Source organism: Bradyrhizobium canariense (genome assembly GCF_019402665.1).
Lineage (GTDB): Bacteria > Pseudomonadota > Alphaproteobacteria > Rhizobiales > Xanthobacteraceae > Bradyrhizobium > Bradyrhizobium canariense.
This window is the reverse complement of the sequence record NZ_VSST01000044.1, coordinates 227,317-239,967: the sequence shown is the minus strand read 5'-3', so window position 1 is coordinate 239,967 and position 12,651 is coordinate 227,317. Positions and strand designations below refer to the sequence as shown.

Sequence of the window (12,651 nt, the reverse complement as noted above, 5' to 3'; positions counted from 1 at the left end):
CTCCCGGTTGGCCCTGCCCCGCGCAAGCAACGTTTGTTGGTTCCGGTGAGTTCCTGAGCCGCCGCCGGGCCACGCCCGGCGGTGCCATCACACATTGTTACTATTTGTGAAAGACTAGCGTGCGGACTTCGATGCTCTCACGCGGCGCCGCGTCGGCCGGCGTGGTCGGATCGACGAACGCGGTGTGCGGCCCGAAGCGGGTGCGGCCATCGGTTGCGGAATCGTAGCACTTCAGCAACAGCGCTTCGTCCGCCGTCATCTCGGGGAAATAGAACCAGCGATGGTTCGGATTGTATTTCACCGAGTAAGTCTCGCCGCGACGGTTGGGATAGATCAGATCGGAGGCGACGAGATCGTCGGGCGCGACCGTCGTACCGTCGGCCATCGCCAGCGGCGAGTCGCGCAAGGGACCACGGATCGGCCGCCACAAATTGATCACCTGGACGCGGCCTTTCAGCAACTCCTCGGCCTCATCGGGCAGATGTTCGCGCACGCGGTTGGCGCCTGAGACGGCGGTCTGGTCGACGTGGACGCGCGTTGCCGGCTGCCGCGGTCCGCCGTCGCGAATATCCGCGGCGCCCTCGACGCGCCTGCGCACGGTGTGGTCGAAGATGACGACGCGGTCGGCTTTCAGCGTTGCGCGCAGGAAGGCCTCGACGGCGGGATAGTAGACCGCCCTCACCTCTTCGTCGTTGCTGAAGTCCTTCACTCGGGTTGGATGCCGCACCAGCGCAAAGCCTTCGCGGTCGAGCGAGAAATTCTGCGCGATCAGTCGCGCATCGAAGATCGGGACCTGATGCGGCTCCGGCAGCGACGTGCTCTTGGGCTCGCCAGGCGGCGGATCGAAGGCGTAGGTGCGCGGTTTGCCCGAAACCGGTGCGAGGTAATTGAGCTCAGCGGTGACGAAGGGAAGCGATTCGATTTTTGTTTCTTGCAGGCCCATGGCCGGTCTCCCGATGTGGTCGTCGTTATGATTTTTGCCGAGAGGGTGCGTGCTGCAAGGGAGTTGGTGCAAATAGCAATGCGGGTGTTGTCGCTGGCATGAAACGCAGAACGAACGTTTCGCGAAATCCGGCCGGGTTGGAATGCGCTCTGCCCGCTTCACGGATGCTTGAGAGCCTTGTGAGATCTCGTGCCCCGGACGCAGCGCATCACGCAGTGGTACGCTGCTGAGCCGGGGCCTATCTCACCGGGAGCATCTGTGCGGCATGGGTCCCGGCTTTGCGCAGTAGCGATCTCGGCCGCCTCGAGCTTCTGCTTGATCAGACCCCAGTGAAGGTAGAGGTCGATTGCGCTCTGCTCGTCCGCGACCAGCCGAACATTATCGCGCCGGCCAGCATGAGACGGATCATTCCGCCGCCTCGCCGCGAACAGCCTGGCGCTTGGCGATCAGCTCGCGCGTCAGCGGAATCAGCTCGCGGCCATATTCGATCGCATCGGGAAGCGGATCGAAGCCACGGATCAGGAAATGGCTGACGCCGAGGTCGTAATAGTCGCCGAAGACCTCGGCCACCTGCTCCGGCGTGCCGACCAGCGCGGTCGTGTTGCTGTTGGCGCCCGTGAGCTTTGCGATCTCGGTCCACAGCCGCTTGTCGATGCGGCTGCCCTGGTCGGCGAGCGAGAGCAGCCGCCGCGCGCCAGCCGTGGCATGGCCGTCGGCGGGCTTGCGATAGCCGGTCTTGTCCTGGAGCGCGGTGGCGCGCGCAAGAATCTCTTCCGCCTTTTCCCAGGCCTGCTTTTCGGTCGGAGCGATGATCGGCCGCACCGAGAGGCTGAAGCGCGGCGTCGGACGGCCCCGCCTGACGGCCGCATTGTGAACGCGCGAGGTGACGTCGCGCACCTGCGCATAGGATTCGCCCCACAGGGCAAACGTGTCTGCATGCTTGCCTGCGACGTCGATCGCCGCGTCGGAGCCACCGCCGACGAAGGTGTAGATGCCGGCCTTCTGCAGCGGCTTCACCTGCGAAAAACCGTTCTCGACGTTGTAGTACTTGCCGCTGTAGTTGAACGGCTTCTCGCTGGTCCATTCCAGCCGCACCACATCGAGAAACTCGCCGGTGCGAGCGTAACGCTCGTCCTTGTCGTCGAGCGTGTTGCCGTCTTGCCTCAGCTCGGCTGCATTGCCGCCGGTGATGACGTGCAGCGAGACGCGGCCTCCATAGAGTTGGTCGAGCGTCGCCAGCTGCCGCGCGAGCAGCGTCGGCGCGGTAAAGCCCGGTCGCTGCGCAATCATCACTTTCAACGACTTGGTGATCGTTAGCACATGCTGAGCGACCTGGAGCGCATCGGGCGTAGTCGAATGGAACGCCAGCAGCGCGCGGTCGAAACCCGCGAGCTCATGCGCCTTCGCCACCGTCTCGATATAGGCGGGATCGAGCACCGGACCCTGGCGCACGATGATCTCGGAAGCATTGCTGTTGGCGATAAAGCCGATGAACTCGATCGACATGATGTTCTCCCTGAATGTTTGGCGGAAGGCTAGAAGCCCAATGCGGCACGGCCGAGGCCGGTGCGCGTGGAATCGTCCTGCGGCGTGTGCACGCGGCCGCACAGGACGTCGCGATAGTGCCGCTCCAGCGGATTGGCGCGGGACAGGCCGTGATTGCCGGTCAGCGACAAGGCATCCTCGACCGCGGCGACGGCGTTGTTGGTCACGGTCAGCTTGATGACGTTGGACTCGGCCGCGGAAAGCGCGACACCGTCATCGAAATCACCGGCGAAGGATGCGATCAGCCGCGCATTGACGGCGAGCCGAGCCTCGATCGCGCCGAGGATCTCCTGCGCCCGCGGCAGGGTCGCAAGCGGCGCGCCCAGGTTGGCGGGCGCGCGCTGCTTCAGGAACGCGACTAGCCAGTCACGTGTAGCCCGCGCAACGCCATCATAGATCGCGGCGACGAAGATCGTGTGCACGGTCGCCTGCGCGACATCGGGTACGCGCCAGTCGGCCGGCTTGCGCACGTCGATCTCCGCATCGAGAGGAATCACGACGTCCTCGAAGATGACGTCGTGGCTGCCGCTGGCCCGCAAGCCGTGATGATCCCATGTCTCGACGATGCGCGTGCCCGGCAGGCCCGCCGGCACCAGGAACTGTCCGACGCGCGGCTCGGCTTCGTCCGTGCGCGCCCAGACCAGATACCATTTCAGGATCGGCGATCCCGTCGAATAGATCTTGTGCCCCGAGAGCCGCCAGCCGGTCTCGGTGCGACGTGCAATGGTCGCGGGCAGGCCGCCGCGCGCGGGCGAACCCAGTTCGGGCTCGACGCGGAGCGCGTTGACGATCGAAAGGCCTTCGACGCTCTCGCGCGCAAGCTTGCGCGACAGCCGCGCCGGCCAGGTCGGGCTCCGTGCCATCACCAGATGGTTGATGTAGTGCATCGACAGCACCAGCGCGGTCGACGGATCGGCCTTGCCGACGATGCCGAGGACGCGTGCGGCATATCGCGCGCCCGCTCCGGCCCCGCCATGGGCCGCAGGCACCGTCAGCGACAGCAGGCCCGCCTCGGACAGCTCGCGAAAGTTCTCGAACGGGAAGCTGCCGGTGCGGTCGTGCTCGGCCGCCCGCGCGGCGAAAGCCTCGGCCAGCACCTCGGCACGTGCGATGTAGTCGGGCTCGTGATGGGCCGCGCGCCCCTTGGCGATCGAACTCACCATGTCGCGTCCAATCCGAGCAGGCCGAGAATCTGGCGGCGTAAATCGGCCAGATACGGATCGCCGCGATGGCGCGGATACGGCCGGTCGACGCGGATGTCGGCCTTCACACGCGCCGGGCGGTCGCTGAACACGATGACGCGATTGGCGAGCACCAGCGCCTCCTCGGCGTCATGCGTCACCAGCAGCGTGGTGAAGCCCTTGCGCTGCCACAGCGAGACCAGCTCGGCCTGCATGGTGATGCGGGTCAGCGAGTCGAGCTTGCCGAGCGGCTCGTCGAGAATGAGGATTTTGGGATCGTTGACCAGCGCGCGGGCCAGCGCGACGCGCTGCGCCATGCCGCCCGAGAGCTGGTGCGGATAGGCATTGCGGAAGGACGACAGCCCCACGAGATCGAGCGCGGCATCGACGCGATGACGCTGGCTCTTCAAGATGCCCTGTGCCTCCAGCCCCAGCGCGACGTTGTCCCAGACCGTGCGCCAGGGAAACAATGTCGGATCCTGGAACACGACAACGCGCGACGGGTGCGGTCGCGTGATGCGCGCCTCGTCCTCGCGGAGCGTTCCGGATTTGGGCTTGTCGAGGCCTGCGACGAGGCGCAGCAGCGTAGACTTGCCGCAGCCGGAGGGGCCGAGCAGCGCAACGAACTCGCCCGGTTCGACGGAGATGCTGACGTCGCTGAGCACCGGCAGATCGGCGCCGTCGATGTCGAAGGCGTGGCTGACCTGCTCGATGTCGAGCGCGGCGCCGGCGGCCGGGTGAGCGTCGATCTCAGTCAGTGCAGTCGCGGCTACCATTTGACGGTCCCCTTCTGCCAGACCAGCAGGCGATCGCGGATCGAAAACAGCAGCGTGATCGCGCCGGAGCAGAGCAGCGACATCACGATCAGCGCCGCATACATGTTGGCGTAGGCGGCCCAGCCCTGCGCCCATTGCAGGTACCAGCCGAGCCCGGCCTTGACGCCGATCATCTCGGCGACGACGAGCACGGCAAAGGACGAGCCGAGCCCCATGAACAGGCCGACGAAAACGTGCGGCAATGCCGCGGGAATCGCGACCTTCAGCACCAGGAAGGACGGCTTCGCCCCGAGCGTGCGCGCAACGTCGTAATAGGCGTTGCTCACACTCGCGACACCCGACCAGGTCAGCACGGTGACCGGGAAGCCGGCCGCGAGCGCGATCAAAAAGGTCGACGCGCTCCAGCTCGATGGGAAAGTGAAAAAGGCGATCGGCAGCCACGCGGTCGCCGGCAGCGGGCCAATGAACCGCAGCACCGGATGCACCCAATAGCCGACCGCGCGCGACCAGCCGATCGAGACGCCGGTCAGGAACCCGACCGTCGCGCCGATCAGATAACCGCCCAGTTGGAGCTTGACCGAGGCGAACACGCTGTCGAGCAGTTTTGGCAGATCGTCGGTGTAGACCTCGATGATCGACTGCGGCGGCGGGAAGAACGGCAACGGCAGCCAGGCGAATTTCGCCGTCGCGACTTCCCACAGGGTCAGGACAACGCCGAGCACGACGAGCCATGGCGCGCGCTGGCGTAAGGCGCGGCCCGCCGAGCCGAGGTAGTCGGCGCCGACGGTCCCGAACAGCGCGATGGCCGCGATGACAAACGCGGCAATGCCGAGCGAGTGGGTCCGCGACCAGTCGCCCACGTCCTCCCACCACAGGCAGGACAGGCCGAAGGCAATCCACGCCATACTCGCGAGAATGCCGGCACCGGATTCCCGGATCCAGCTCGCAAGCCACGGTGCGCGCGAGAGACGCGGCGCGCCGGAAGCAAGGCCGTCAGACAGCGAATACGTCGACATAGATGCGCTCCGCGAATCTGGCCGTGTCCGTGCTCTGCTTGAACACCTGCACGCTCTTGAGATCGTCGGCATAGGCCTTGAGCTCGCGCTTCAAGACTTCGCCGACGGGATGATGATGATGGGTATGGTAGCGCACCATGCCTTCGATATCCGCGAGCGACGCCGTCTTCGGCGCGTAAGGCTGGAACGATTTCGCCGTCACGGATGGATTCTGCGCGGTGAACATCGCGGCATCGAGCAGCGCCTGCGTCAGGGCGCGCGCGACCTGCGGCTCCTCGCGCACCAGGCTGCCGCGCAGGCCGAGAATGCAGCAGCTCTTGTCGCGATATTCGCCGTCGAGATTGGAGGCGACCTCCTTGTACTGGGTGTCCTTGAGCCAGAGATAACCCAGCGGGTCGGACGACAGGAAGGCCTGCACCTCGCCCTTCTCGACGGCGACGTTGAGAAGGTTGCCGGGATAGGCGCGCCAGTCGACATCCTTGTTCGGATCGATGCCGAGCTTGGCGAGCTGAATGGAGAAGAAATTCTTGTCAGGACCGCCGAGATCGCCGACCGCGACGATCCTGCCCTTGAGATCGGCGAGCTTGTTCACGCTGGAATCGGCGCGCGTCAGCACGCGCATGCAGCCGCCATGGGTGCCGGCGGCGATCTTGACGTCAAAGCCCTGCTCCAGCGGTTTCAGCCAGCGCAGCGCCATGCCGAGACCGGCATCGCTCTTGCCGGTCGCTATGGCCTCGAGCAACTGGTCGGTCGAACCGGAATAGTTGATGAGCTCGATGTCGAGATTATGCTTCTGGAAGAAGCCGTGCTCGATGGCGACCGGAACCGGGGCGAGACAGACCGCGCCGGCGTTCCAGGACAGTTTCAGCTTGCGCGGCGCACCGGTGAGCGCGGGCGCATCCGACGCGGTCCGGCACAGCGGAAACTCCGAGAGATCGACGCCGGGCGCGATTGCCCGTGGCGCAAATGCCTGTGCCGCACCGAAGGCGCCGAGCGGCGCGGCGAAGGCCGCAGCTAACCCCGCCTGGAGCAAATGGCGCCGGTCGAGCCTCGATCCGCCGTGCTTGTCGTCGTCGTTCATCCGTTTCCACTCCTGCACTTGCACGGCTCCGCCATCGGCACAACGGCTTGCGTTGCGCCTGTTCCATGCGGAGCTGCGTCGAGAGAAAATCTTTTCGCCGGCGCCTGCTGCGCCGCCTTGATGCGATGCGCAAATCATGCGGCGCGTTCGCCGTGTCGTCAATGAAATGGAATTTCGAATGTAGCGCGAGGCGAAGTCATTCTCTCCATCGGCACCTGCGGGGACGATGAAAGGATTTCCACCGATGCATCGGTTGAAGGAGTGCGGGGCTACTCCCTCTCCTGCTTCATTCTTGCACAGCGCATACCGCACGTTCTCGAAATCAGCGCCCCTCTGGAACGTCCTTGCCGATCGCGCGCGCAATACGGTCGGCCATTTCATTGACTGGGCATCGCACAACCATAGACTTGATCGTCTCGCTGCATCGTTCGCTCACGCGTCGTGAGCAAAGCAACAGACAGGCCACATGAGCATCAACTCCCTCGATCATTCCGTCACGCGTCGGCTCGCTGCATCGCTGCTTGCCGCTGCCATCACCCTGTCGACTGCCGCGGCCTCGTTCGCGGCCGACGCAATCGTCCTGCGCGTCGGCGATCAGAAGGGCGGCAATCGTTCGCTGCTCGAGATCTCGGGCTACGCAAAGGATCTGCCTTACAAGATCGAGTGGTCGGAATTCCCCGCGGCCGCGCCGATCCTCGAGGCGCTCAACGCCGGCGCGCTCGACGTTGGCTACACCGGCGATCTCTCCTTCCTTTCGGTCTATGCGGCCGGCGCCCCGCTCAAGGCGATCGGCGGCACCAGGTCGGATGCCAAGACGCAAGCCATTCTCGTACGCCAGGATTCGCCGATCAAATCGGCCGCCGACCTCAAGGGAAAGCGCCTCGCCGGCACGCGCGGCGGCTGGGGCCAGTTCCTGATCGACGCCACGCTGGAGAAGGCGCAGATCAAGCTGGAGGATGCGACCTTCGCGCCGCTCGGTCCGGTCGACGCCAAGATCGCGTTGGTCGCGGGCTCGATCGACGCCTGGGCGGTGTGGGAGCCCTACGTCTCGTTCGCCACTTTGAAAGACAAGGCCCGCGTGATCGCCGATGGTGAGGGCCTGACGCCGACCATCACATTCATCGTCGCCTCCGACAACGCCATCGCCACCAAGCGCACGGCGGTGCAGGACCTGGTGCAGCGGCTGAACAAGGCGCGGCTGTGGTCGCTGGATCATCTCGGCGAATATGCCAAGAGCACGGCCGAGCTGACCAGGCTGCCGGAGGACGTGCTGCTCTCGGCCTATACCGCGCAGCGCACCAGCCCGATTCCGATCGACGAGAACGTCGTGAAGGAGGTGCAGGAGGCCTCCGACCGCTCGACGCGCTATGGCATCCTGCCGAAAAAGCTCGACGTGAGCAAAGCCGTCGACCGCAGCTTCACTGCTGCGGCCGCGGGATCGAACTAGACGGAGCCGGCGGGATGCCCGGGCTTCGTCTCAACGCAGGCCCGCTGCATCTCGCCGCGATCGTGCTCGCGCATTTCGCCTGCATGAGCTTGATCGTATGGCTGTCGCTTTAGATGCCGGCCCGGCCTTAAGGAAAAGATCAGGACAACATAAGGAGCCCATAAGGACTTACGAGACGCCGCTGGCCTAACATCGACCGTGTGATCGCGTCGGTAACAGGATGCCTCATGCCACGGCTTGTCGAGGCAATCACAACTCGCTCTCGGGTTGCCGATCCCGACTGGACGGGCTTAGAGTGATCCGCCCTGCGGCCGTCGACGCTTGCAATGGGAAGGCGACCTTCGGGCTGGAGATCAGCGCCATGTCAGCCGATCAGTATCTTCGTTACGATCCGTCCGTCGAACAAATCCGGCCGGAGGAAGCGGCGGCCGTCGAGGAGATCGTTGCCTCGATTTCGCGAACGAGCGATCGCACTTTTCACAAAGACAAGCACGGAACCCGACAGCAGCACGCCAAGGGCGCCGGCTATCTCCGGGGCGAGCTGATCGTCTACGAGGATTTGCCGGATCATCTGCGCCAGGGCCTGTTCAAGCAGGCCGGCCACTTCCCGATCATCGTCCGCCTCTCCACCGCATTCAACAGGAGCGATCGCGTACGCTCGCCGCGGGGGTTTGCCATCAAGGTCTTGGGCGTGGCTGGGGCCAAGGCGCTCGGCGACGACGATTCGACGAACCAGGATCTTCTGCTCGTCAATCACCCCAGCTATTTCGCGGATGCGATGGCCTATATGCGCGCACAGCACAACGTCGAGCGCACCCTGTTCCTGCCTGATCTGGCGTACGTACCCATAGGCTTTCTCGCGCGCGTGCTGGTCGCCGCATCGGACAGAACAGGCATTCCGATCCCGATCGTCTTGAAAGCGCTCGGTGATGCCGGCAGCAACATCCTCGGAGAAACCTTTCACACGGAGGGAGCATTGCGGTTTGGCGACTATATCGCAAGGCTTCGCCTGGTGCCGATCTCGGCCTCGGTTCGCCAACTCACCGGCCAGCCCTGCCACGATTCCGATGATGCCGTGCTGAACAGCGTCGTTGCCTTCTTCAAGGACAATGCGGCCGAGTACGAACTGTTTGCCCAGCTCTGCACCGACCCGGAGCGAACACCGATCGAAGATGCCTCGATCGACTGGCCCGAAGACGTCGCGCCGCCGCAAGCACTCGGCAAGATCACGCTTCCGCGCCAGACCGCCGACAGCCCCGCGCGTCGCGTCTATTCCGACGAGGTGCTTTCGTTCGACCCATGGCGATGTCTCGCCGCGCATCAGCCGCTCGGCTCGATCATGCGGTTGCGCAGGGATGCCTACAGTGCCTCCCGCACGCTGCGGCAGCAGCAAAATCATTTCAAGGTCAAGCAACCGCCCGGTGAACCGCGAGAGATTGCGGACCTGCCGAACTGAGCCGATCACCGTCCCTCATGATGAGGCCCTGTGTCCCGGCCTGCGTCGAAAAAAGACGCCGACCGCAGCGGATCGCCGGGATCAAGCGTCTCTGCCAGCGATGCGATCACCTGGCTGGAGCGGTCCCGCCACTTGGCAGCCCTTTGCGCTTGTCCGAGGCTTTCATAGACCACCGCAGTCGTGCGATAAACCCGCCAGGCGGCGTGCGGTAACCTGGCATGCCGGAGAATCGAAATGGCCGCCGCCAAATGCTCGCCGGCGAGTTGCGTATCCTGCTTCACGATCGCAATTCTCGCCATGGCCTCGTAGCACAGCGCGAGAAACGGCCGGTCGGGTGCCGCGCTCGTCACCTCGTGAAATTGGTTGGCCGAGCTCTGGGCGCGGTCCAGATCGCCAATCGCGATCCAATAGTCGCAGCAAGTCAGCAGATAGTGGGGGATGACCAGCGACTCCATCGGCACCCGGTCGACCTCCATTCGCCGCTCCATCGCATCGAGATGCTGCCGCGCCCGAGGCAGGTCGCCCATCCTGACATAAGCTCGCGCCAGCAGGTTCCTGCCAACGAAGAAGGTGAACGGATTGGCCTCGATCATCGGGCCGAGCGCATCCTCCGCACGCCGTGACGCGCTGCCATATTCCTCCGCCTCGGAATACAGCCATCCGATCGTGAGATGACACAGCGCGACGGCCTGCGGATTTGCATTCCGCTCCGAGATAGCCAACGCGGAGACGACGTTTCGTTGCGCCCGTCCCCATTCACCGAGATAAATCTGGGCAAACGCCTCGACCGATTCATAGAGGACGAACAGATAGACGTCACCGACCAGGCGGGCGAGCTCCTTTCCCCGGATCGTCGCATCGCAGCAGGCCGGATAATTCGCGCGCAGAAACTCCAGCACCATCTCCATCGAGCAGCGTCGCAGCCGCATGCTCAGATCCTGCTCTCCGGTGATCAGCGCTGACGCATGCTCGGCAAGATCCGCATTCTCGCGATCCCAGCCGCGGAGCATCAGCTTCAAATTGGCAACGTTCCCCTGGACCAGAGCACTGAATGCGGCGTCGTCGATCGCCCTGCTCTTGACAAGAGCCTGTTCCGCAACAGGCAGGCTCTGGCGTCGATCGACGTAGAGACAAAATCTGCTGAGATCGACCAGTGCGTTCACCTCTTCGCGCACGTGCCCGTTCTCCGCCGCGTGCGCGACGACTGCGCTGAGATCCTGCAGGGAATTCAGGAAATCTCCACTAGCCCGCCAGGCCCAGGCGCGCTGAAGCAGCAACTTCAGACGTGTCGCCACCTGAAACTCCGGCGGCAGATGCGGCACCAGTTCCAAGGCGCGGGACAGGTAATTGGCGGCCTCGCGCGTGCTGAACCTTCGCGCCGAGCCCTCGGCCGCCGCGCCCAGATAATGCATCGCCTTCGGGAAATCGCGGCCCAGTTCGAAGTGGCGCGCGACAATCGCGGCGATCTCCGCAGCCTGCGGCCCGTAGCCCTGCTCGAGCCCCGCCCCAAGCAGCGCATGGGTTTTCGTGCGGCGCGCCGGCGCGAGCCGCTGGTAGAGGATCTCCTGGTAAAGCGCGTGCTGGAACGCATAGCGACCGGAGACGCCTCCGTTCGGCCACTCGGTCATGCCAGCCACGACGATAATGCGATCGGTCCGTGCCAGGTCCTCGCACATCTGCTCGACATCCAGCACGGGACGGTCCAGCGCACCGGCGATATGGAGCGCGGAAAACTCCGCTCCCGCCGCACTGGCGACCTCGAGCAGGCAGCGCTCGTCCACGGTGAGGTGATCGATCTGCTGCTTGATCATTCCTTCCAGATCGCGCGGCATGCTGTCATGCGAGGCCGCGTCTTCGCTGACCAGCCGCCAGCCCAATTCGTGCTCGACCAGCGCGCCTTGCGCCACGAGATGATCGAGCAGAGACGACACGAACAGAGGATGCCCGCCGGTTCGCGCGAAGATGCGCTCGACCAGCTCTCTGGCGAAATCGGCCGAGTTGAAGCGCAGCGAAAGATAGCGTTCGACGTCGATGCCGGTCAGTCGATCGAGCGCGAGCTCGGTGGCGTGTCCATGAATCCGCAAGTCCTGGTGAACGGCACGGATAGGATGTCCGCCGACGGCGACTTCCATCGGCCGGTAGGTGGCCAGCACGAGGATAGAAGCCCTCCGATCCCGGCGCGCAAGCCGGGAGAGCACATCCACGGTGGCAAAGTCGCTCCAATGCAGATCTTCCAGGATGATCACCCATGGTCGCGTGACAGCGAGATGTTCCATGAGATCGGCAAATTCGCGCAGCATGCGCTCCCGGGTTGCGCCAAAGACCTCATGCTGGAATGCGGCCCGGTCTGCTTCTCCGAGGAATCCGGGCATTTGCGCGAGCCAGGTCGGCGCGTGCTCGCGGATGGACGTCAGCAGCGATGCTCCGTCGGTTCGACGGCAGCACTCGTTCAGCGCTCCGATCAGCGGAAGAAAGGCCTCATGGGTGCCGAACAACTCGTTGCAGCTACAGTGCAGCACGCCCAGTCCCTGCTGGTTCATCCTGTCGAGCGTCATCTGCAAGAGGGTTGTCTTGCCGATCCCGGCCTCGCCGGTGATGAAGACGACCTGACGCTGTCCGGTACGAGCGAGTTGCAACGCCTTGTCCAGCGTGTCGAGTGCGCCCGTGCGCCCGACCCTCCAGTGCCGCCGTCGATCAACGACTTGCTCCGTGGCGGACGCCGCCGCCTCTTCGGGCGCCCGCTCGATCGCGGGCGAGTCGGCGGTCGCGACCGCCGCAATGAAGCGATAGCCGCGCCGCGTGACGGTCTCGATGTAATTAGGGGACTGCCTGTCGTCGCCGAGCACCGAGCGTAGCGCATTCACGGCAACGGCGAGGCTCGACTCGCTGACGTGCAGATCGGACCAGACTGCGTCGAGCAACTCTTCCTTGGTGACGAGTTCACCGGGCCGACCGACGAGATAGCAAAGAACCTCGAACGGCTTCGGCGCCAGCGCGATCCGCTCCCCGCCTCGCCACAATAGCGCGTTGGACCGGTCGAGGCGGAATTCACCAAAGGCAAGCGCGTCTGTACGCACGGCTCCGACCCCCGGATGATCCCTGATCTTAAGGCAAAGCTCAGCCAAATGTAAGGGCACGCTAAAGACCTGCGCCCTGCGCCGGTACTAGCGTCGGCCTGTCCATTTCAGAGACGCCGGTAAGTCGTC

9 protein-coding genes are annotated in these 12,651 nt (G+C 64.5%); 2 read left to right on the top strand and 7 right to left on the bottom strand.

Translation table 11 applies throughout. The features are described 5' to 3' along the window. Positions 1-100 precede the first annotated feature (100 nt). From FXB41_RS24630 to FXB41_RS24605, 6 genes are all read right to left on the bottom strand, one after another. Positions 101-943, bottom strand: coding sequence for a CmcJ/NvfI family oxidoreductase (locus FXB41_RS24630; protein WP_007601094.1), 843 nt, complete (start codon positions 941-943; stop codon positions 101-103). 405 nt (positions 944-1,348) lie between these two features. Beyond that, on the bottom strand, positions 1,349-2,449 hold the full coding sequence (locus FXB41_RS24625) for an LLM class flavin-dependent oxidoreductase (protein WP_007601093.1): 1,101 nt from the start codon (positions 2,447-2,449) through the stop codon (positions 1,349-1,351). A 29-nt stretch (positions 2,450-2,478) separates the two neighbouring features. Then, positions 2,479-3,651, bottom strand: coding sequence for an acyl-CoA dehydrogenase family protein (locus tag FXB41_RS24620; protein ID WP_219683499.1), 1,173 nt, complete (start codon positions 3,649-3,651; stop codon positions 2,479-2,481). Next, the gene (locus FXB41_RS24615) at positions 3,645-4,445 is read right to left on the bottom strand and encodes an ABC transporter ATP-binding protein (RefSeq protein WP_219683498.1); all 801 of its coding nucleotides are present in this window, start codon (positions 4,443-4,445) and stop codon (positions 3,645-3,647) included. The genes FXB41_RS24620 and FXB41_RS24615 overlap by 7 nt, the downstream gene beginning before the upstream one ends. Then, positions 4,439-5,461 (bottom strand): ABC transporter permease, encoded by a 1,023-nt coding sequence (locus FXB41_RS24610; RefSeq protein WP_219683497.1) that lies wholly within the window; start codon positions 5,459-5,461, stop codon positions 4,439-4,441. The genes FXB41_RS24615 and FXB41_RS24610 overlap by 7 nt, the downstream gene beginning before the upstream one ends. Beyond that, positions 5,439-6,542 (bottom strand): ABC transporter substrate-binding protein, encoded by a 1,104-nt coding sequence (locus FXB41_RS24605; RefSeq protein WP_007601086.1) that lies wholly within the window; start codon positions 6,540-6,542, stop codon positions 5,439-5,441. Before FXB41_RS24605 ends, FXB41_RS24610 begins: the two co-directional genes overlap by 23 nt. 466 nt (positions 6,543-7,008) lie before the next feature. Between FXB41_RS24605 and FXB41_RS24600 the strand changes: the two genes are divergently transcribed. Together FXB41_RS24600 and FXB41_RS24595 are read left to right on the top strand one after the other, a co-directional pair. Next, the gene (locus FXB41_RS24600) at positions 7,009-7,989 is read left to right on the top strand and encodes an ABC transporter substrate-binding protein (RefSeq protein ID WP_219683496.1); all 981 of its coding nucleotides are present in this window, start codon (positions 7,009-7,011) and stop codon (positions 7,987-7,989) included. A gap of 361 nt (positions 7,990-8,350) precedes the next feature. After that, positions 8,351-9,445, top strand: a complete 1,095-nt coding sequence (locus FXB41_RS24595; RefSeq protein ID WP_219683495.1) for a catalase family protein — start codon at positions 8,351-8,353, stop codon at positions 9,443-9,445. Positions 9,446-9,450: 5 nt separating this feature from the next. On the opposite strand, the gene FXB41_RS24590 is transcribed toward FXB41_RS24595, so the two are convergent. Further along, entirely contained in the window at positions 9,451-12,522 is a 3,072-nt protein-coding gene (locus tag FXB41_RS24590) for an ATP-binding protein (protein ID WP_219683494.1), read from the bottom strand. Between the last annotated feature and the right edge of the window lie 129 nt (positions 12,523-12,651).